The 20,185-nt window shown below is 70.8% G+C and carries 15 protein-coding genes and 2 tRNA genes; 8 read left to right on the top strand and 9 right to left on the bottom strand.

Translation table 11 applies throughout. From position 1 onward, the window contains the following. Positions 1–24: 24 nt before the first annotated feature. Entirely contained in the window at positions 25–417 is a 393-nt protein-coding gene (locus ABD747_RS03715) for a RidA family protein (protein ID WP_344801737.1), read from the top strand. 26 nt (positions 418–443) lie between these two features. Here the strand turns inward: ABD747_RS03715 and ABD747_RS03710 are convergent, their stop codons facing one another. The 6 genes from ABD747_RS03710 to ABD747_RS03685 all read right to left on the bottom strand — a co-directional run bounded on the left by ABD747_RS03710 (position 444) and on the right by ABD747_RS03685 (position 9,100). Next, a complete protein-coding gene (locus ABD747_RS03710) occupies positions 444–1,205 on the bottom strand; it encodes an SDR family NAD(P)-dependent oxidoreductase (RefSeq protein ID WP_344801736.1) in 762 nt (253 codons plus the stop codon). 128 nt (positions 1,206–1,333) lie between these two features. After that, a complete protein-coding gene (locus tag ABD747_RS03705; protein WP_344801735.1) occupies positions 1,334–1,795 on the bottom strand; it encodes a hypothetical protein in 462 nt (153 codons plus the stop codon). A 229-nt stretch (positions 1,796–2,024) separates the two neighbouring features. Continuing rightward, a complete protein-coding gene (ettA, locus tag ABD747_RS03700; RefSeq protein ID WP_344801734.1) occupies positions 2,025–3,704 on the bottom strand; it encodes an energy-dependent translational throttle protein EttA in 1,680 nt (559 codons plus the stop codon). Between the two features lie 383 nt (positions 3,705–4,087). Then, positions 4,088–4,615 carry a single-stranded DNA-binding protein gene (locus tag ABD747_RS03695; protein WP_344801733.1) on the bottom strand — a complete coding sequence of 176 codons (528 nt, stop codon included), beginning with the start codon at positions 4,613–4,615 and terminating at the stop codon, positions 4,088–4,090. A 165-nt stretch (positions 4,616–4,780) separates the two neighbouring features. Further along, positions 4,781–7,810: an alpha-mannosidase gene (locus tag ABD747_RS03690; protein ID WP_344801732.1), complete on the bottom strand. Its 3,030-nt coding sequence runs from the start codon at positions 7,808–7,810 to the stop codon at positions 4,781–4,783. 69 nt (positions 7,811–7,879) lie between these two features. Continuing rightward, positions 7,880–9,100 carry an ROK family transcriptional regulator gene (locus ABD747_RS03685; protein WP_344801731.1) on the bottom strand — a complete coding sequence of 407 codons (1,221 nt, stop codon included), beginning with the start codon at positions 9,098–9,100 and terminating at the stop codon, positions 7,880–7,882. Between the two features lie 205 nt (positions 9,101–9,305). Between ABD747_RS03685 and ABD747_RS03680 the strand changes: the two genes are divergently transcribed. Genes ABD747_RS03680 through ABD747_RS03670 form a run of 3 tightly spaced genes read left to right on the top strand, consistent with a single transcriptional unit; the run spans position 9,306 to position 12,498 of the window. Then, entirely contained in the window at positions 9,306–10,697 is a 1,392-nt protein-coding gene (locus tag ABD747_RS03680) for an extracellular solute-binding protein (protein WP_344801730.1), read from the top strand. Beyond that, positions 10,697–11,611 carry a carbohydrate ABC transporter permease gene (locus ABD747_RS03675; protein WP_344801729.1) on the top strand — a complete coding sequence of 305 codons (915 nt, stop codon included), beginning with the start codon at positions 10,697–10,699 and terminating at the stop codon, positions 11,609–11,611. The genes ABD747_RS03680 and ABD747_RS03675 overlap by 1 nt, the downstream gene beginning before the upstream one ends. Continuing rightward, complete coding sequence (locus tag ABD747_RS03670) at positions 11,608–12,498, top strand: carbohydrate ABC transporter permease (RefSeq protein ID WP_344801728.1); 891 nt, start codon at positions 11,608–11,610, stop codon at positions 12,496–12,498. The genes ABD747_RS03675 and ABD747_RS03670 overlap by 4 nt, the downstream gene beginning before the upstream one ends. 174 nt (positions 12,499–12,672) lie before the next feature. Here the strand turns inward: ABD747_RS03670 and ABD747_RS03665 are convergent, their stop codons facing one another. From ABD747_RS03665 to ABD747_RS03655, 3 genes are read right to left on the bottom strand one after another with little or no spacing between them, the layout of a single operon-like run. Next, positions 12,673–14,331: a GTPase gene (locus ABD747_RS03665; RefSeq protein ID WP_344801727.1), complete on the bottom strand. Its 1,659-nt coding sequence runs from the start codon at positions 14,329–14,331 to the stop codon at positions 12,673–12,675. Then, complete coding sequence (locus tag ABD747_RS03660; protein ID WP_344801726.1) at positions 14,331–16,217, bottom strand: GTPase family protein; 1,887 nt, start codon at positions 16,215–16,217, stop codon at positions 14,331–14,333. The genes ABD747_RS03665 and ABD747_RS03660 overlap by 1 nt, the downstream gene beginning before the upstream one ends. 58 nt (positions 16,218–16,275) lie before the next feature. Beyond that, positions 16,276–17,760: a PrsW family intramembrane metalloprotease gene (locus tag ABD747_RS03655; RefSeq protein ID WP_344801725.1), complete on the bottom strand. Its 1,485-nt coding sequence runs from the start codon at positions 17,758–17,760 to the stop codon at positions 16,276–16,278. Positions 17,761–17,878: 118 nt separating this feature from the next. On the opposite strand from ABD747_RS03655, the gene ABD747_RS03650 reads away from it, so the two are divergent. The 4 genes from ABD747_RS03650 (at position 17,879) to ABD747_RS03635 (ending at position 20,094) form a co-directional block, all read left to right on the top strand. Further along, a tRNA-Arg gene (locus ABD747_RS03650) sits at positions 17,879–17,951 on the top strand. An 18-nt stretch (positions 17,952–17,969) separates the two neighbouring features. Beyond that, positions 17,970–19,217, top strand: a complete 1,248-nt coding sequence (locus ABD747_RS03645) for an MFS transporter (protein ID WP_344801724.1) — start codon at positions 17,970–17,972, stop codon at positions 19,215–19,217. A gap of 80 nt (positions 19,218–19,297) precedes the next feature. Then, complete coding sequence (gene orn, locus ABD747_RS03640) at positions 19,298–19,915, top strand: oligoribonuclease (protein ID WP_344801777.1); 618 nt, start codon at positions 19,298–19,300, stop codon at positions 19,913–19,915. A 103-nt stretch (positions 19,916–20,018) separates the two neighbouring features. Beyond that, positions 20,019–20,094 (top strand) — tRNA-His (locus tag ABD747_RS03635). The last annotated feature ends 91 nt before the right edge of the window (positions 20,095–20,185 follow it).

The raw sequence follows: 20,185 nt of genomic DNA, 5'->3' as shown, positions 1-20,185 counted from the left end.
GGCGCCGTCGGGAAGAGTGTCGGGATGTCCATCACGAGGATCAATCCCGACGGTCTGCACAAGAGCCCGGCGTTCGCCCAGGGCGTCCTGGTCGAGGGTGGCCGCACCCTCTACATCGGCGGTCAGAACGGCACCGACGCCTCCGGGGCCATCACCGGCGATCTCGCCGCCCAGTCCGAGCAGGCGGCGCGCAACGTGCTCGCCGTGGTGGAGGCGGCCGGCGGCGGGCAGGCCGACATCGTCAAGCTGACCATCCTGCTGGTCGAGGGCAGCGACGTGATGGCGGGATACCAGGCGTCGTCGACGGTGCTCGGCGACGTGAACGCGGCTGTCACGGTGGCGATGGTGCGCTCGCTCGGCCGGCCGGAGGCGCTGGTCGAGATCGAGGCGATCGCGGCGCTGGCACACGTGCTCTGAGCCGCACCGGGCGGCCCGGGTCGAGCTCAGTCGACGAGCGCTCCGCAACTCACGTTGACGGTGGCGGCCGTCATCGTCGCGGCCCGGTCGGAGGCGACGAAGGCCGCTACGGCGGCCACGTCCGCGAGCGTGGCCGTGCGCCCGAGCAGCGAGTCCTGGGCCATCGATGCGACGATCGCCTCCCGTCCCTCGAAGTCGGCGGGCAGCGACTCCGGGATGCCGCCGGTGCGCAGCGAGACGACCCGGATGCCGTCGCGGCCGAGCTCGCTGGCCAGCTGCCGCCGCATCGCCTCGACGGCCTCGAACGCGGTCAGCACGCCGCCGATGTAGTAGTCGGTGAACGGTGCCCGGTTGGGAGCGCCGCCGAAATAGAGGATGACTCCGCTCCGCTGCGCCCGCATCGGCCGCGCGGCGGCTCGCGCCGTGATGAATTTGGACCGGACGTTGGTGACGATCGGCGCGAGGTAGTCCGCGACGTCCATCTCCACCATCGGCGTGCCCTGGACGTCGTTGTCGGCGATCGCGGTGAAGGAGATGTCCAGCCCGCCGGACGTGGCGACCACCCGCGCGACGTGGGCATCGACCGCCGTCTCGTCCAGTGCGTCGACGACATCGGCCTGCGCCTGCCCGCCGCCGGCCCGGATCTCCTCGGCGACGACCTCCAACGACTCCAGGGTCCGTCCCGCCAGGAACACGCGGGCACCCTCACGGGCGAATCCACGGGCCACCGCGCCGCCGATGGAGCCGGCGCCGCCGTACACGATCGCGGTCTTTCCCTCGAGCATCATCGCGGCTCCTCACTCGTCGGTTCTCGGTGTGGACCCGCCGGACGCCCAGAACTCATCGAGCCCAGAACTCATCGAGCCCAGAACTCATCGCCCGTGCTCCCGCCCCACCGTGCCGGGCAACGGCCGGCTCAACGTTCGGGCGGTGTGGCCTCGTGACCCGGCTCGCCCACGGTTCGCTCGAACTCCTTCAACCGCGCCTCGTAGAGGTGCCGGATGCCACCGGCCAGCTCGTCCCGCGCCGTGCGTTCCAGGTCGCGGAACAGGCTCCAGTACTCGTCGTCGTATTCCTCGACCACCTGGAACGTCCACCGGCCGGCGATGACGTTGCGGCCGACCAGTTCGTGCTCGAGCCGCTCCGCGATCTCGACATGACCCGCCTCCCGGAGGGCAGCGACGGCCTGACCCAGCTTGTAGTCCGCCGAGCCGGTCAGCTGGTGGAACGCGTACAGGTGGCCGCGAGCCCGTTCGCACGTCTCGAGCGCCTCGGACAGCTTGCCCAGGGCGCCGACCGTCGCGTCGCTCACCCCCGCCGGCGTCGTGTGGCGCGGGTCGGGCAGGTCGTCGTGCGGTACGTCCGGCAGCTCGCTCATGCCCTCCAGCCTGCCGCACCTCGGCAATGCCGGGGGAAGCCCCAGCGCGGGTGCTCCACGCCGCGTGATCGCGGCGCACCTCGAACCACTGGACCGACCCCTCAGCTGCCCCCAAACCCCACTTCGCGCATCCAAGCGCGAAGTCGCATCCGGCGCGGGAGGTTGCACGAAGGCGCGCATGAGTCGCCGGGCCGACCGGCCCAGCCGGTGCATCGCCGGGCCGGCCGGCTCAGCGGGTGAGGCGGCGGTGGGTGGCCCGGTGCGGGCGGGCCGCCTCGACGCCCAGGCGGGCGATCTTGTTGGCCTCGTAGTCGGCGAAGTTGCCCTCGTACCAGAACCACTTGGCCTGGTCGGCGTCGTCGCCCTCCCAGGCCAGGATGTGAGTCGCCACCCGGTCCAGGAACCAGCGATCGTGGGAGATCACGACGGCACAGCCCGGGAACTCCAGCAGTGCGTCCTCCAGCGACTGCAGCGTCTCGACGTCCAGGTCGTTGGTCGGCTCGTCGAGCAGCAGCAGGTTGCCGCCCATCTTCAAGGTGAGCGCCAGGTTCAGCCGGTTCCGCTCGCCGCCGGACAGCACCCCGGCCGGCTTCTGCTGGTCGGGTCCCTTGAAGCCGAACGAGGCGACGTACGCCCGCGACGGCATCTCGAAGCTCGCGACCTTGATGTGGTCCAACCCGTCGGAGACCAGCTCCCAGACGTTCTTCTTCGGATCCAGCCCGGCCCGGCTCTGGTCGACGTAGGACACCTTGACCGTGTCGCCCAGCGTGAGCGACCCGCCGTCTGGCTGCTCCTCGCCGATGATCATCTTGAACAGCGTCGACTTGCCGACGCCGTTGGGACCGACGATGCCGACGATCCCGGCCCGCGGCAGGTCGAAGCTGAGCCCGTTGAACAGCTTCCGGCCGTCGAAGCCCTTGACCACTTTCTGCACGTCCAGCACGTTGCTGCCCAGCCGCGGGCCCGGCGGGATGTTGATCTCCTCGAAGTCGAGCTTGCGGTTCCGCTCGGCCTCGGCCGCCATCTCCTCGTAACGGGTCAGCCGCGCTTTGTTCTTCGCCTGGCGGGCCTTCGGGTTGGAGCGCGCCCACTCCAGCTCGCGCTCCAGGATCTTGGCCCGTTTCGCGTCCCGCTTGCCCTCGACCTGCAGGCGAGCCTTCTTGGAGTCCAGATAGGTCGAGTAGTTGCCCTCGTACGGATGGGTACGTCCCCGGTCCAGCTCGAGGATCCACTCCGCCACGTTGTCCAGGAAGTAGCGGTCGTGGGTGACGGCGAGCACGGCGCCCGGATAGCTCTTCAGGTGGCCCTCCAACCAGTTCACCGACTCGGCGTCGAGGTGGTTGGTGGGCTCGTCGAGCAGCAGCAGATCCGGCTGGGCCAACAGCAGCTTGCACAGCGCCACCCGGCGCCGCTCGCCACCGGACAGCACATCGACCTCGGCCTCCGGAGGCGGGCAACGCAACGCGTCCATCGCCTGGTCCAGCTGGCTGTCGAGGTCCCACGCCTCGCGGTGGTCAAGGTCGGTCTGCAGGTCGCCCATTTCGGCCAGCAGTGTGTCGTAGTCCGCGTCGGGATCGGCCAGTTCCTCGGAGATCTGGTTGAACCGAGCGAGCTTGGCCTTGGTGTCGGCGACCGCCTCCTCGATGTTCTCCAGCACCGTCTTGCCTTCGGTCAGCGGCGGCTCCTGAAGCAGGATGCCGACGCTCGCCTCCTTGGCCAGGGCGGCGTCGCCGTTGTTCGGCTTCTCCAGGCCGGCCATGATTTTGAGCAGGGTCGACTTGCCGGTGCCGTTCGGACCGACCACGCCGATCTTGGCGCCGGGATAGAACGACAGCGTGACGTTGTCGAGGACGACCTTGTCGCCCAGGGCCTTGCGGACGTTGTGCATCGTGTAGATGAACTCAGGCATGGTGCAGCGGAACCTTTTCGCGTGTCTGTCTCGGTGCGTGTCGTGCTCGCGCTCGTCGTGCGGGTGCACGAGCACGCGGGCGCCTGTGGCGGTCGCCCGATCCGAAGGACAAACCTAGCCCAGATCCGCTGATTATCGGCTACTGCGCGCCCCCATCCGGGCACGACGGCCGCGTGACCGACGCTCGATGGACCACCAGTCCACCCTCGCGCCGGTGCCTTGCCGGCGCACCCGCCAGGTGCCGCTCGCAACGCCGAACTCAGCGGGTCAGGGCTCCGCGGTCGGTGCTGCCAGTCCCAACCCGCGCCGTGCCTGACGGCTGGCGCGAGGGTCCCCCGACCCCGACCGGCAGCACCGACCTGTCCCGTGCCCGGCGCCGGCCGCTACACCCCCGGCACCGCGAATGCCCCCTCCAACTCCCTGCCCTCCAGTTCGCCGGTCCCCGGCTCCCCGCCCGTCTGCTCGCGACTCGCCAGCTCGTCGGGCGCCCCCGAGCCGTCGACCTTGATCTCGCCGGTCTCGGGGTCGATCTCGTCGACCCCCTCGTCCTCGGGCCGGGCGGCCCTCGGGTTCTTGTGGAACATCGACGAACCTCGTCGCAGGTCCGGCCCGACCGTCACGGCATCGAGTTCGAGCCGCTCCTGGACCTGCCCGTCCCGCTCCCAGGTCGCCGTCCGCAGCCGGCCGATCACGATCACGGGATCCCCGCGTCGCAGGCTGAGTGCCAGGTTCTTGGCCAGCACCCGGAATGCCTTCACGGTGATCCAGGTCGTCGGTCCGTCGACCCACTCGCCGCCGCGCTGCACCCTCGGCGTCGACGCCAGCCGGAAGTCCGCGACATACATCGTCGGGGTCTCCCGCAGCGCGACGTCGCCGCCGACGTACCCCGTCATCTGGACGAACGCTTCCATCAGTCCTCCTCCTCGTCCCCCTGCCGGGGACCTCAGCTACACACTGCGGAGGAGGAGCCGGATCGTGCCGCCCGCGCGGAAATCTGTGGACAACGCTTCGAGACGCGCCGAACCTGTGGACAACGACCGCCCGAAGGCCGGCCCGTCGACCGGCTCAGGGCACGGTCAGCGGGCGAACCGCAGGGTGACGATCTGGAACGGACGCAGCGTCAACTCGATCGACGGGCCGTCCGTCGCTGCACCGCCGAGACCCCCGCCGTCGGCGAGGGGACGCTCCAGCAGGTCGGTCGCCCGCACCGAACGGACGTCCGCGTCAGCGGTCACCGTGGCGGTCGCGCGCGCGCCCCAGGCCTCGTACAGCCGGACCACTAGGTCGCCGCTACCGTCCTCGGCCAGCTTGACGGCTTCGACCAGCACTCCGGGGTGGCTGACGGTGACCACCGGGTCCACGCCGCGGTCACCGCGGACGTGGCGCAGCGGCAGGTTGGTCCGATAGCCCTCCTCGATCGCCTCGGCGATCGCGCTGGTCGGACGGACGGTCGTCCGGAGCACGTGCCGTCCCTGGTCGGCCCCGGGATCGGGATACAGCGGCGCGCGCAGCAGCGACTGCCGGACGGTGGTGGTCGTGCCGCCGTCGGGTCGGGTCCGCCGGGTCACATCGTGGCCGTAGGTCGAGTCGTTGCTGACTGCCACCCCGTAGCCCGGCTCCTCGACGTGGAGGAAGCGGTGGGCGCAGATCTCGAACCGGGCGAACTCCCACGACGTGTTGACGTGCGTCGGCCGGAAGACGTGCCCGAACTGGGTCTCGGCCGCGGACCGCTCGGCATGCACGTCGAGGGCGAAGCCCAGCTTGAGCAGCTTCTGCTTCTCGTGCCAGTCCACCGTGCTGGTGATCTCCAGCGAGGGCGAGCCGGCCGCCAGGGTGAGGCGCTGCTCGATCCTGGACGCTCCGAACGAGCGGACGACCACGACGGCCGCTTCCTCCGGCTTGCTCTCCAGCCGGATCTCGTCCACGGCGTCGAGCTCGCGGACGGTTCGCCGGTAGTGCTCGTCGACGTCCCAGGCATCCCACTGGTTCGGTACGTCGCGGTGCAGCTGGAGTCGGTTGCCGCGCTCTCCGGGGGCGATCGCCTCCCGGCCGCTGGCGGCGTCGACCAACGAGGTGATCTGGCCCGAGGAGTCGATCACCACCCTCAGCAGCCCGTTGTCGAGGACGAAGTCCCCGTCTTCCGACGCCAGCACCTCGTCCGGCTCCGACCGCCGCGCGGCGGCGCCGAGGGCGGGCACCCCGTCCCGCCCGTACGGCGACGCGTTCAGCGCGATGTCGCGGTCGCCGTCTCCGACGAGCGCCTGCGCGGCGGCGGCGATCAGCCGCTCGGCTCGTTCCGCGATCGCGGCGTAGTTGCGCTCGGCGTCGCGGTGCACCCAGGCGATCGAGCTGCCCGGCAGGATGTCGTGGAACTGCTGCAGCAGCACCAGCTCCCACAGCTGCCTCAGCTCCTGCGCCGGATAGGTCGCGCCGGTCCGCAGCGTCGCCGTCGCCGACCACAGCTCGGCCTCGCGCAGCAGGTGCTCGCTGCGCCGGTTGCCCTGCTTGGTCCGGGCCTGGCTGGTGTACGTCCCCCGGTGCAGCTCCAGGTACATCTCTCCGCGCCAGACCGGCGCATCGGGATACTCCCGCTCCGCCACGGCGAAGAACGCGGACGGCGGGTCGACCCGGACCGTCGGCGAGCCCTCCAACGACTCCAGCCGGTGCGCGGCGGCCATCATCTCCCGGTTCGGCCCGCCGCCCCCGTCGCCGTAGCCGAACAGCATCAGCGAGGTGTTGCCGCGGCCCTTCTCCCGGTAGTTGCGCTCCCCACGGGCCAGCTCGGCGCCGGACATCGTCGAGTTGTAGGTGTCCGACGGCGGGAAGTGGGTGAACACCCGGCTGCCGTCGATCCCCTCCCACCAGAACGTGTGGTGCGGCATCGTGTTGATCTGGTTCCAGGAGATCTTCTGGGTGAGGAACCAGCGCGACCCGGACGCGGCGATGATCTGCGGCAGCGCAGCGGAGTAGCCGAACGAGTCCGGCAGCCAGACAACGTCGGTGTCGATGCCGAAGTTGTCGAGGAAGAAGCGCTTACCGGCGACGAACTGGCGCGCCATCGCCTCGCCGCCGGGCATGTTGGTGTCGGACTCGACCCACATCCCACCGACCGGGACGAACTGGCCGGTGCGCACCTTCTCCGCGATCCGCCCGAACAGCTCGGGATAGAACTCCTTGATCCAGGCGTACTGCTGGGCCGAGGAGCAGGCGAATGTGAAGTCCGGGTCGGCGTCGGCGAGCTGGACGACGTTGGAGAACGTCCGCGCGCACTTGCGGATGGTCTCCCGGACCGGCCACAGCCACGCGCTGTCGATGTGGGCATGGCCGACCGCCACCGTCCGGTGGGCGCTCGCCGTGGCCGGCCGGGACAGCACCTCGGTCAGCTCCGCGCGCGCGTCGGCGACCGTGCCCGGCAGGTCGTCGGGGTCGGCGACGTCGATCGCGCGTTGCAGGGCGAGCAGGATGTCGGCACGGCGGCCGGAGCCGATCGGCAGCTCGTGCATCAGCCCGGCCAGCGTCCAGATGTCGGCGTTCAGCTCCCACGCCTCGACGTCGCGGAGCACCAGGTCGATCTTCTCGATCACGTAGAGCGGTACGTCGACCGCGGTCGCCAGGTCGCCGTTCGGGGTCGGGCGGAAGCCGGTGTTGCCGACATCGGGGTTCGCCGCGGCCTCCAGATAGAAGTCGATCGGCTCTCCGAGCACCACCGGCAGATGGTTGTTGAACGGCGACACCGCCTTGATCGTGGTGCCGTCCGGCCGCCAGGCGAGCGCCTCCGCCTGGAAGCCCGGGCCGCCGGTGAAACCGAGATCCACCTGCACCTCGACCTCGGTGCCGGACAGCGCCTGACCGTTCGGACCGAGCCAGTCGGCCGGGATCTCGCCGGTGACGTGGATCCACAGCGTGCTCCACGGTTTGCCCCAGGCGGCCCCGATCGCGATCGGCTCGAAGGGCTGCCGGACTGCCTCGGCGAACGGCACCGGCTCGCCCGGCACCGACCAGGCGGTCAGGGTCAGTGGCAGGCTCGCTCGTTCCACCGCCCGACTCAGATGATCATGGACGAACCGGTTCAGGCGTCCTTCGAGCAGGAGTCGGTCGTCATGCATGCGGTCCTCGCTTCGACTGGATTCCGGAGCCGGGTGAAAGATTAACTCAATCGAATGGACTTGACGAGATCACTCGACCACCAGCACCGTCGGATGGGGTGAGAGGTAGTGGTCCAAGATCAGCGCGGCCGCTCCCTGGGCGGCGACGTGCTCGCCGACCGCCGAGCCCTCGACCGCCAGGGTCGAGCGGGCGTTGACCCGGGGCCGGATCGCGTCCGGGAGGACCGCCAGCACATGGCTGCTGATCCGCGACCAGATCGGCCCGCCGAGCACGACCCGATCCACGTCCAGGGCGTTCACCAGCACCGCCAGACCGGCCGCCAGGCCGGCCGACGCCTCGTCCAGCAGCCGGAGGCACTCGGCCTCCCCGGCGTAGGCCCGTTCGCACAGCCGGGTGAACGCGTCGTCGAGGGCGACGAAATCGCTCCGGGACACCTCGTCGGTGATCAGCCCGCGGCGCTGGGCGTGTACGACCAGGGCCTGCGGCATGCAGGTCGAGGCCAGGCTGCCGGCCGGACCGATGCCGATGTCCGGCGCGGAGGGGTCCACGATGATGTTGCCGATCTCGCCGATGTTGTTGCTGGCGCCCCGCAGGACGACGTCGTCCATCACCACGCCGGCGCCGACCCCGGACCCGAGATAGCAGAAGACGAAGTGGTGCCGCGCCCCGCCGAGTGCCCACCGCTCGCCGGTGGCCGCGGCCGTCACATCCTTGTCCATCAAGACGTGCAGGCCGGTGGCGCGGTGCAGGTCGGCGCGCAACCGGACTCGTTCCCAGCCGGCGAGCTGCGGCGGTTTGATCAACACCCCCTCGTCGATGTCGATCGGCCCGGGAGCGGCGACACCGAGCCCGAGGATGGCGCCCCGGTCCACGCCGGCCGCGTCGATCAACCGCTCCACCTCCGCGGCGATCGCGGCGACCACCTGGTCCGGCCGGCCGACATCGGGGGTGTGCCGGCGGACGTATTGCCGAACCCGGCCCTCCAGGTCGATCAGGACGTAGGTCAGGGTGGCTGGGTCGACGTGCACGCCGACGGCATACCGGGCCGATGCGCGAACCCGGAGCTGCATCCGCGGCTTGCCCCGGGTAGTGGGCTTGACCCGGCCGGTCTCGGCGACGAACTCCTCGTGGATCAGTCGTCGCACGATGTTGCTCACCGTCTGCGCGGTCAGCCCGGTCTCGGCGACCAGCTCGACCCGGCTGATCCCGGCCGGCGCCCGGCGGATCGCGTCCAGCACCACCACCTGGTTGAAGTCGCCGAGCCGGCTGAGGTTGGAGCCGCGAGCCACGCCGGACGCTCCTTCCTCGATCGCCCAGCAGCGACCGTTGACGAGGGCAGCACCATACCGTACGGTGATCGATGAATAATTCCATCAAAGTTAGGTAATCATCGCCATCGATTGACGGCTCGTGTCAAGAACCATCAGCGAGCCGCCCCGCACCCTTCGACATCCTCGACCGATCCCCGAGATGTCCCGTCCCCCAAGGAGAGCTGTGCGCAGACGCGAGTTCCTTCTCACCGCCGCCGGGCTCGGTGCCACGGCCACCCTCGCCGCCTGTGGCGGCAGCAACAGCGGAAGCACGTCGCCGAGCGGCGGCGGGAGCAGCGCAGGGGCGATCACCGGCGAGGTCAAGGTGACCTTCCAGCAGTTCGGCAACTCCAAGATCCAGGCGAACTTCCTGAACGAGATGGCGGGCAAGTTCAGCAGCGCGCATCCCGGGGCGACCATCAAGCTGCAGCCGATCGTCGCGTCGGAGAACGACTACTACACCAAGCTCCAGCTGTCGATGCGCTCGCCGCGGACCTCGCCGGACATGTGCTACGAGGACACATTCCTGATCAACTCCGACATCTCCGCCGGTTACCTGACCCCGCTGGACGACCGGATCAGCGGCTGGTCGGACTGGAGCCAGTTCAAGGACACCGCCAAGACCGCCGCCCAGGCGCTGGACGGCAAGACGTACGGCATCCCGGACGGCACCGACGTCCGCGCACTCTGGTACAACAAGCAGATCTTCGAGAAGGCCGGCCTGCCCACCGAGTGGCAGCCGAAGAGCTGGGCGGAGATCATGACCGCCGCGCAGGCCATCAAGGCGAAGGTTCCCGACGCGATCCCGCTGAACATCTACGCCGGCACCGGCGTCGGCGAGGCGGCGTCCATGCAGGGCTTCGAGATGCTGCTCTACGGCACGCCGAACGGCACCCTGTTCGACAAGCAGAGCCAGAAGTGGGTGGTCGGCTCGAAGAACTTCGTTGACGCCCTGACGGTCTATCAGCAGGTCTGGACCGGCGGCCTCGGCCCGACCGCGCAGCAGGCCCTCGCGCCGACCTGGGGCAACACGGTCAGCCAGGAGATGCTGCCGAAGAGCAAGCTGGCCATCGACCTGGACGGCAGCTGGCTGTCCGGCAACTGGCTGGACAGCGGCGCCGCGCCCTGGAAGCAGTGGAACGACGTCCTGGGCAACGCGTACATGCCGACCCAGAACGGCGAGGGCAGCGGCAAGGTCACGATGTCCGGCGGCTGGACCTGGGCGATCCCGAAGAACGCTCAGAATCCCAACGCTGCCTGGGAGTTCATCAAGATGCTCACCTCCAAGGAGGGCGAGCTGGAGTTCGACATCAAGAACGTGCAGATCCCGGTCCGCAGTGACGTGGCCGCCGATCCCAGCTACGTCAAGGCGAACCCGACCAACAAGTTCTTCTCCGACCTGGTCGAGTCGACGATCTACCGGCCCGCCTACGCCGAGTACGCGAAGATCTCGCTGCTGCTCCAGCAGGCGACGGAGAAGGTCGTCACCGGTACGGCGGACCCGGCGACCGCTGCCAAGTTCTACGACGACGGCGTCAAGCAGATCGTCGGCGCGGACAAGGTCACCACCAGCTGATGGCGAGCTGGGCCGCGACCCGGCCGACGGCGCCACCGCGGCGGCACCCGGAGCGGACCCTGCTCCGGGGGCTGCCGATCGTCCCCTCGCTGATCTTGCTCGTGGTGTTCCTGGCCGGGCCGATCATCTACTGCATCTACGCCGCGTTCACCAACATGGCGCTGACCGGCCAGGAGGGCACTCAGTTCGTCGGGTTCGAGAACTTCACCCGAGCCTTCACCGACGACGCGTTCTGGAACTCGGTCGGGTTGACGCTGGTCTTCACCATCGTGTCCGCGATCATCGGCCAGAACGTGCTGGGCATGCTGCTCGCCCTGCTGATGCGATCGGGCTGGGCGCTGATCCGGGCGCTGACCTCGGCCGTGGTGATCGCCGCCTGGGTGCTGCCGGAGGTGGTGGCCGCGTACCTGTGGCAGGCCGTGCTCGGACCCGACGGTTCCTGGAACTCGATCACCGGCTTCTTCCACCTGCCGCCGCAGAACTGGCTGTTCACCACGCCGATCCTGGCGGTCTCGATCGCCAACATCTGGCGCGGCACGGCCTTCTCGATGCTGGTCTATTCCGCCGCTCTGTCGGAGGTGCCCCGCGACCTGGAGGAGGCGGCGCTGGTGGACGGCGCCGGCCGGTTCCGGCTGCTCGCCTACGTCACCATTCCGCTGGTACGCCGGACGATCGCGACCAACCTGATGTTGATCACGCTGCAGACGCTCTCGGTGTTCGGCCTGATCTACACCATGACCAAGGGTGGCCCGAGCAACAAGAGCATGACGCTGCCGCTGTTCGCCTACAACGAGGCGTTCGTCTCCTCCGACCTCGGCTACGGCACCGCGATCGCCCTGTTGCTGCTGCTGATCGGCGGCGTCTTCTCGGTGATCTATCTGCGTGCCCTGAGCAAGTCGGAGCCGATCCGATGAGTCTCGTCACCGAGGAAGCCGCAGCACAGACCGGCGCTGTCGCCACCCACCACCCGGGTCGGCACCGGCTGTCGGGACGGCTGCTCGCCAGCCTGATCCTGCTGCTGCTGGCGGCCTGCTTCATCGTGCCGCTGCTCTGGGTGGTGCTGGCCGCGTTCAACGGCGACCCGTCGCAGGGCATCCAGATCATGTGGCCGCACCCGTTCACACTGGACAACTTCAAGGCCGTGCTGACCCCGGAGACGACGTACATCCCGCTGCTCAACGGGGTCGTGCTGTGCGTCGGCGGAACCGTGATCACCATGATCTGCGCGACCCTGGCGGCCTACCCGCTATCTCGCTACCGGTCGCGGCTGAAGCGGCCGTTCCTGGTCACCATCCTGTTCTCCACCGGGCTGCCGATCACCGCGATCATGGTCCCGGTGTACGGGCTGTTCGTCCAGTTGGCCATCGACGACTCGATCCCGGCGACCATGGTGTTCATGGCGACCACGGCGCTGCCGATCTCCATCTGGCTGTGCAAGAACTTCATGGACGGGGTGCCGATCGAGCTGGAGGAGGCGGCCTGGACCGACGGCGCCAGCCCGATGCAGGGCCTGCGCCGGATCATCCTGCCGCTGATGGGCCCCGGTCTGTCGGTGATCGCGATCTACACCTTCATCGGGTTGTGGGGGAACTTCTTCGTCCCGTTCATCCTGCTGTTGACCCCGGAGAAGCAGCCGATGTCGGTCACCATCTACACCTTCTTCGGGCAGTACGGCCAGGTCGTCTACGGCCAGCTGGCGGCGTACTCGCTGCTCTATTCCCTGCCGTCGGTGCTGCTCTACCTGCTGTTGAACCGCCGCCTCGGCGGCGCCTTCGCCTTCGGCGGCGGCGTCAAGGGCTGATTCGTCTGCGCACTCGACGCCCCACCACTCCCCACCCGGAAACTGTGCTGCTGTTGCGGTTTCCCCCGGCGTGTCGCTGCAACAGCCGCACAGTTTCCGGGCCGGGGTCGGGCGGATGGGGGCCGGGGTCGGGCAGATGGGGGGCGGCGGCGAGCTGGAGCTGGGGCCGGAGGGTCAAGCCCGCGCGCGGTCGAGGGCGGAGCGGGCGCGCTCGTAGCGGTCCAGCTCGGCCTGGACGGGCGCGACGACCAGCTCGGCGGTGACCGCGCCGATCGAGCGACGCAGTCTCCGGGCCGCAGCCCGCTCCCGCCGGCGGGCGCCGACCTCGACGCCGATCCGGGCCAGCCCGGCGGTGATCAGGCCGGCCAGCACGCCGCCGACCAGCAGCACGGTCGGCGCGGGCAGACCCCACCAGCTGACCTTCGGCAGCGGCGGCAGCTGCAGGAAAGCCAGCACGAACGCCGAGGCGAGCCAGCCGAGGCCGGCCAGCACGACCAGCACGAACAGCCACTGCAGCACGCGGACGGCCTGCCACCAGCCCCGGTGCCGGTCCAGGTCCAGGTCTGTCTGCGCGATGGCCCGGTCGAGGCTGTCCGGAAGGACGCCGGCCTCGGCCCGGGCGGCTGCCTTGATCGCGTCCGCCCAGCCCCGGGACGTCCCTCGTGACGCTTCGTCGGCGAATGCCCGGACCGCCGAGTCCACGCCGGCCTGCTGGACGCCGGTGGTCGCCGGCAACGACGTACGCCCCGGTGGGCCGGCGTCGATCGCGGCCTGCTTCTTCGCGCCGCGGCCGCCGGTGATCCGGTCCAGGTGCAGGCGGCGGAGCGGGTCGGGACGGAACCGGCCCAACCACGCCAGCACCGGCCAGCCGGTGGCCAGCGCGCCGCGGTGGCGCCAGGCCTTGCCGACCGCCTCGGTGACCACCGGCACGCCGGCGGCCTTGCCGAGCGCGGCGTTCATCCGCTCGGTACCGGCCCGGCCAAGCTCGGGCGTGGCTGCCGTCCCGGACGCCGCGCTCAGCCGGTCGGCCGCCACCACGACGTCGGCCGCGAGCCGGCGTGCGGCCGCCTTCTTCTCGCTCACCAGCCCGGCCAGCCGCGTCCGCAGCCGGTCGACCCCCTCACCGGTCTCGGCCGAGACGGCCAGCACGTCGACCCGACCGAGTCCCTCGGAGTCGAGCAACCGGCCGAGATCGCGGGCGCAGGCCGCCCGATCCTCCGCGGCCAGCCGGTCGATCTGGTTCAGCACCACGGTCATCACCTCGGCGTGCTGGGCCAGCGGCACCAGATAGCGCTCGTGCAGCGCGGCGTCGGCGTACTTCTGCGGGTCGACGACCCAGATCATCGCGTCGACCAGCTCGACCAGCCGATCGACCTCCAGCCGGTGCTCGACCTCGGTCGAGTCGTGGTCGGGCAGGTCGAGCAGCACCAGCCCGTCCAGCGCGGATGCCGATCCGCCGCCCAGCGCGTGCCGGCGCGGGATGTCGAGCCACTCCAGCAGCTGCTCGTCCACCTCGCCGCCCCACACCCCGGCCAGCGCCGTCGAGGTGGTCGGCCGGCGGATCCCGGCCAGAGCGACGTCGGTGCCGGTGAGCGCGTTGAACAGGCTCGACTTGCCCGATCCGGTCGCGCCGGCCAGCGCGACCACCGTCGCGCCGCCGGAGAACGCCAGCCGGCGGTCGGCCTGCCGGACCAGCCGGCGGGCGGCGGCCACCGCCTCCTCGTCGACGCGGCCGGCGCACTCGTGCGCCGCCTCGTCCAGTGCCCGGATCCGGACGGCCAGCCTGTCGGCCGGGTCGGACCGCGTCATCAGCCGGCCGAGCGGCGAGGCCATCAGCGAAGATCCTCGGGGCGGGCCGGCGCCTGCTCGACCGACTCGACCAGTTCCGCGTCCACGATGTCCTCACCCGGCAACAGGCCGGACGGCAGCTGCCGGACCCGCGGAGCCTCCAGCGCGGGGTGCTCCTCGGCTCCGGCCAGGGAGCGGTCCGGCTCTGCGCCGGCGGCGCCGTTCGGCACCCCGGCTCGTTCGCTCTCGACGGCGCGACCGGCCGCGCGGAGCCGGGCGGCGAGATCGGCGTCCACGCCCAACGCGTCCAGCACGGCGTGGTAGCGGATGAGCTCGGCCGACATCAGCACCTGCACCCGGCCGTCGAGCTCGTCCTTGGCGGTCTTCGCCAGCCGACGGACGGCCTGGTCGCCGAAGACCGCCTCCAGCACCCGCTGCGCCAGCACGGCCGTACCGCCGGCGACGCCGATCTCGGCCCCGACCAGGCCGCCGGTGTGCGCGAAGACCACGATCATCAGCGCGACCCCGACCCCGTTCACGCCGAGGGCGAGGAACCGAGCCTTGGCGCGGCGGCTCATCCCCTCGTCGGCGACGAGGTCGAGCACCGCGCCCTGCCAGTCGCGGACCATCCGCGCGCTGGCGGTCGCGAAGCCGTCGGAGGACCGGGTCAGATCCTCCGCCGTGCCCGCCAGGATCGCCCGGCCGGCGGCGTTGGCCTGCCACGACCCCTCGGCCCGCTCCGCGGCCGCGTCCGCCTCGGCGTTGAGCAGCGTCTCGAGGCCCGACTCGACTGCGACCTTCACGTTCGCCGCACTCGGTGGCTCGGCCCGGAACGCCGCGGTGATCCGGTCGCGCAGCCAGCTGACCTTCTGGTCCAGCGCCCGGAAGAACTCCCCCGTCCCGACAAAGTCCTGCCAGCGGGCGAGCACCTCACCGCGGAGCAGGGTGCCATCCTCGGTCTGCACCTGAACCGTACGCACCGCCTCCGCATAGGAGTGGTCCACCTCGGCGCGCAGCTGATCGACCACCTGGGCCTGCTCGGCCACGGCGTCGGCGATCCCGGCGGTCCGGGCGGCGACGGAGGCGATCGCCCCGTCGAGGGTCTGCCGGACCACCGCCGCCCGACTCGCCTGATCGCGGGCCAGGGCCGCCAACCAGCTACGGATCGGCTGGACCGCGGCGATCGGCAGCAGCCCGTCGGCGTCCACGTTGGTCTCGGGTACGGCGAACAGCGGCGCCGCGCCGAGCCCACGCTCGGTCATCAGCTGGCCGAGGTGCGGCGGCACCTCGCGCATCGCCCGGGGCGGGACGCGGTCCAGCACCACCGCGAGCGCGGCACTTCGCTCCGCGGCGTGACGAAGGAACTCCCACGGCACTGCGTCGGCATAGCGAGCCGCGGAGGTGACGAAGAGCCACAGGTCTGCCGCGGCGAGCAGCTGACCGGCCAGCTCGCGGTTCTCGCTCACCACCGAGTCGATGTCGGGTGCGTCGAGAATCGCCAGGCCGCGCGGGATGGTGTGATCGGCGACCAGCTGGAGCGAGCGGCGGTCGGTGCTCGATCCGGTGGATCGGGCCAGCCCGGGCAGGATCCGGGCGCTGGTGAACCACTCCGCGTCGTCGACGTGGTGCACCAGGACCGGTGCCCGCGTGGTCGGCCGGATCACGCCGGGCGCGCTGACCCGTCGGCCCACCACGGAATTCACCAGGGTGGACTTGCCGGCGCCGGTGGAGCCGCCGACGACGGCCAGCACCGGGGCGTCGATGCTCGCGAGCCGGGGCAGCACGTAGTCGTCCAGCTGCTTGATGATGTCCCGCGCGGAGGTCGCCCGGTCGGTGGCACCCGGCAACGGCAGCGGGAGCGCGACCGCCGACAGCGCGTTCCGGGTCTCGGTCAGGGCGGCGACGAGCGCACTGTCCCGCCGACCGCTCATGGTCCTCCCGCGTCCAGATCCAACCGTGTCGAAACCCATCGCCACGACGACGCCCGGCTCAGCCCTCCGGCGGCTTCCAGTTCGGATCGACCGTGGAGTATTGAGTAGCAGTCTGCCCCAACGGCGCGAGCCCGGCGACCGGCACGCCGCCGGGTGCGGTCGGGGCCGGCGGGTTCTGGCCCGGATAGTTCGGGGCCGGATAGTAGCCGCCGATCCCGGCCGGTCCCGGGTACGTCGGCGGCGGGAACGCGGGCGCCGCCTGTTGCGCTCGGCGCCGCAGGCGCGGGTACGCTGCCCGCCCGACCGGCGCGATCACGGCGGCCGGACGTACGGTGCGGATCGTGGCCAGCAAGGCCTTCTCACGCGCCAGGCCCGCCTGGTCGATCAGGCCGCGCGCCATCGCGTCACGCAGGTAGGCGAGTTCGGTAGCGGCCCGCTGCATCCGGATGGTGGCGAGGAAGGTCGCGGGGCCGAGGAAGACCGCGTGCCACAACGCCTTGAACCGAGTCCGCAGCCGGGACAGGCGGGCCGGGTCGTCGGCCGGCAGCCAGCCGACCCGGACGTAGTCGATCAGCCGCTCCCGGATTAGCCGGCCCTCCCGGAACTCCTGCCGGACGATGAAGACGACCAGCAGGGCGACCAGCGGCAGCGCGACCCCGAAGTAGATGATCAGGAGCATGCTGCCCTCGGCCAGCGACGCGGTGGTGTTGAACAGCATGTGCAACAGGGCCGCGCAGCAGTAGCCGGCGAGCGGGGCGACCACCCGGACCACCTTGCTCTTGCTGCGCAGCGCGATCGCCAGCCCGATCCCGGTCATCGCCGTGAACAGCGGGTGACCGAAGAAGGTCAGCAGACCGCGCTGGAACGCGAGCGCTTGCAACGCCTCCATCGGCGACACCTCGCCGAACGTCTGCGCGGCATAGCGATAGGCGCGGCCGTAGTAGAGGATGTTCTCCACGAAGGCGAAGGCCGCCCCCGAGAGCCCCGCGAGCACGATCCCGGTGAGCCGGCTGACCCACTGATAGCGCATCAAGATCGCCAGCCAGAACAGCACTGTCGCCTTGGACGCCTCCTCCACGAACGGCGCGACATAGATCGCCGCGCGCGGACCGGTGGCCGGATCGCCGTCCCCGACGATGCTCAGGTGGCCGGCCGCCCAGGTGTTGATCTGGGCCGAGACGAAGGTCGCCACGCAGGCGCCCCAGCCGAACGTCATCAGCCACACCCAGAAGCGTTGCGGGCGGAAGCGGTCCGCCCACAAGAAGGCCACGGTCAGCGGGATCACGGTCAGCGCCGCGTACTTGGCCGCGATCGGGATCGCCTCGGTGCCGAGCCCGACGACCCGGCCGCCGGGAACCTGCTGGTCCGGCACGACCTGCCGATAGAGCAGCACCAGCAACGTGGCGTAGACCACCAGCATCACCACGCTCAGCCAGAACAGCGGCCGCTTCAGCAGCCGCTTGGGATACGGCTGGCTCAGATCCTCCGCGCGCGGGATGCCGGACTTCGCGAGGGCGCGGCGCTCTGCGCGGGTCGACGACATGGCCACAAGGCTACCCAGCCGTCCGGGTCGCCCCGGGTCGCGCGGAGCGGCCGCTCCCCGCTCGGAACGACCGCAGGTCGCCGGGGCCGTGGCCGTAAGGTGGGACACTGCCCGACGAGCCCCCGTAGCTCAGCGGATAGAGCAGGAGCCTTCTAATCTCTTGGTCGTAGGTTCGATTCCTACCGGGGGCGCATGAGCGAACGAGAACGATGAGTTCATCCTCACCCCCGCCGGTGAGGTGGCGCAGCATCGCGCTCACCGCCTACGGGCCGACGGCGCTGGTCTCGATCGGCACCGGCGCGATCGTCCCGCTGATCGCCCTCAGCGCCCGCGACCTCGGTGCGAGTGTCGGGGTCGCGGCCCTGATCGTGGCGCTCGCCGGCATCGGGCAGCTCGTCGGTGATCTTCCGGCCGGGGCGTTGGCCGCCCGGATCGGGGAGAAGTACGCGTTGATGGCCGCCTGTGCCGTCGACGCCGTCGCGCTGCTCGGCGCCTTCCTGTCCGGCCGCGCGGACTCGCTCCCCGGCCTCGGCGCGGCCGTGTTCGTCACCGGGCTGGCGAACGCCGTGTTCAGCCTGGCGCGGCAGGCATACCTGACCGAGGCGGTGCCGATCCACGCCCGGGCCCGGGCGATGTCCACCCTGGGCGGGGTGTTCCGGTTCGGCTCGTTCGTGGGTCCGTTCGTCGGAGCGCTGGTGGTCAGCCGCTCCTCGATCGGCGCGGCGTACGCGTTCGCGGCGGCGATGAGCCTGCTGTCGGCGGTGCTGGTCGGCTTCCTGCCCGACGTCGGGCGGCGGCACCGCGGCCAGAGCGCCGGGCCCTCCGCACCGGCGGCGGCCGAGCCGAGCGTGCTGTCGGTGTTGGCCCAACACAGGCGGGTGCTGCTGACGCTCGGCGCCGGCGTGCTGATCATCTCGGCGGTCCGGGCCACCCGGCAGGTGATCATCCCGCTGTGGGGCGAGGCCGCCGGGATCAGCCCGGCCGCGACGAGCCTGATCTTCGGCATCTCGGCCGGCGTCGACCTGCTGCTGTTCTATCCGGGCGGCGCGGTGATGGACCGGTTCGGCCGGGTCTGGGTGGCCGTACCCAGCATGATCATCATGGGCATCGGACTGATGCTCCTGCCGCTGACCGCGACCGCGCTGGGGATCACCGCGGTCGCCTGCGTCCTCGGCTTCGGCAACGGGATCTCGGCCGGGATCGTGCTGACCCTGGGCGCCGACACCTCCCCGGTGGTCGGGCGGGCCCAGTATCTCGGCGGCTGGCGGCTCTGCGCCGACCTCGGCAACACGCTCGGGCCGTTGATCATCAGCGCGATCGCCGCGGTCGCCTCGCTGGCGGTGGCCTCGCTCGCCCTGGGTGGGCTGGCCTGGGTCGGAGCGGCCTGGCTGGCCCGGCTGGTGCCGCGCTATGCCCATCCGGGCCGGGCACGCATCAGGCCCGTCCCCGGTGACTGATGCCGGCGGCCGGCCGGCCGGGCGCGGAGCGTGCGCGAGCCGAGCAAGAACCGAACCGTAGAGTGGCCAGGGTGAGCGACCTGCTGGTCTGGATGGACTGCGAGATGACCGGCCTCGACCTGGAGCACGACGAGCTCGTCGAGGTGGCGGCCCTGGTCACCGACGGTGAGCTGAACGTGCTCGGCGAGGGCGTCGACCTCGTGATCAAGCCGAGCCAGGCGGCGCTGGACCAGATGGGCGACTTCGTCCGCGGCATGCACGCCGCGTCCGGCCTGCTGGACGTGCTGGCCGACGGGTTGAGCCTGGCGGAGGCGGAGCAGCGGGTGCTCGGCTACGTCAAGGAGCACGTGCCCGAGAACCGCCGGGCGCCGCTGGCCGGAAACACCATCGGTACCGACCGCGCCTTCCTCGCTCGGCAGATGCCGGCCCTGGAGTCGTACGTCCACTACCGCAACGTCGACGTCTCCTCGATCAAGGAACTGGTCCGCCGCTGGTATCCGCGGGTCTACTACTCCGCCCCCGCGAAGTCGGGCAACCACCGCGCGCTCGCCGACGTGCAGGAGTCGATCGAGGAACTGCGCTACTACCGGGAGGCTGTCTTCGTGCCGCAGCCGGGTCCGGACAGCGCGACCGCGAAAGAGATCGCCGCCCGGCACGAGGCCGCGCTGACCGGCGGTGCCCCCGGCGCCGCGGTCTGAGCCCGGCCCGGTTCCGCGCCCGCCCGCGGGCGATTCCGATGCGGTACGAGGGGCTCGGCTCCGCTACACTTCCTCAGGTTGTCCGGCCCGTCCGGCAACGATGGTGGGCGTAGCTCAGCTGGTAGAGCCCCTGGTTGTGGTCCAGGATGTCGCGGGTTCGAGTCCCGTCGCTCACCCCACACGAGTCAGATCGAGCCTCCGGCCGAGGGATTAGACCCCTGGCCAGGGCCGGCCGTTTTCGAGGCCCGACGTCCGGGCTGGCGACCCGTC

Origin of the sequence: Microlunatus ginsengisoli (assembly GCF_039537205.1) — a bacterium.
Taxonomy (GTDB): domain Bacteria; phylum Actinomycetota; class Actinomycetes; order Propionibacteriales; family Propionibacteriaceae; genus Microlunatus; species Microlunatus ginsengisoli.
Note: the sequence above shows the minus strand (reverse complement) of the source record. Positions and strands in the feature narration are given on the sequence as shown.

Bases quoted from the DNA above. Each gene is read 5' to 3' on its own strand.
- ABD747_RS03690 (WP_344801732.1), bottom strand. From the start codon at position 7,810: ATGCATGACGACCGACTCCTGCTCGAAGGACGCCTGAACCGGTTCGTC.
- ABD747_RS03705 (WP_344801735.1), bottom strand. From the start codon at position 1,795: ATGAGCGAGCTGCCGGACGTACCGCACGACGACCTGCCCGACCCGCGC.
- ABD747_RS03715 (WP_344801737.1), top strand. From the start codon at position 25: ATGTCCATCACGAGGATCAATCCCGACGGTCTGCACAAGAGCCCGGCG.
- ABD747_RS03675 (WP_344801729.1), top strand. From the start codon at position 10,697: ATGGCGAGCTGGGCCGCGACCCGGCCGACGGCGCCACCGCGGCGGCAC.
- ettA (WP_344801734.1), bottom strand. From the start codon at position 3,704: ATGCCTGAGTTCATCTACACGATGCACAACGTCCGCAAGGCCCTGGGC.
- ABD747_RS03645 (WP_344801724.1), top strand. From the start codon at position 17,970: ATGAGTTCATCCTCACCCCCGCCGGTGAGGTGGCGCAGCATCGCGCTC.
- ABD747_RS03710 (WP_344801736.1), bottom strand. From the start codon at position 1,205: ATGATGCTCGAGGGAAAGACCGCGATCGTGTACGGCGGCGCCGGCTCC.
- ABD747_RS03655 (WP_344801725.1), bottom strand. From the start codon at position 17,760: ATGTCGTCGACCCGCGCAGAGCGCCGCGCCCTCGCGAAGTCCGGCATC.
- ABD747_RS03660 (WP_344801726.1), bottom strand. From the start codon at position 16,217: ATGAGCGGTCGGCGGGACAGTGCGCTCGTCGCCGCCCTGACCGAGACC.
- ABD747_RS03670 (WP_344801728.1), top strand. From the start codon at position 11,608: ATGAGTCTCGTCACCGAGGAAGCCGCAGCACAGACCGGCGCTGTCGCC.
- ABD747_RS03695 (WP_344801733.1), bottom strand. From the start codon at position 4,615: ATGGAAGCGTTCGTCCAGATGACGGGGTACGTCGGCGGCGACGTCGCG.
- ABD747_RS03665 (WP_344801727.1), bottom strand. From the start codon at position 14,331: ATGGCCTCGCCGCTCGGCCGGCTGATGACGCGGTCCGACCCGGCCGAC.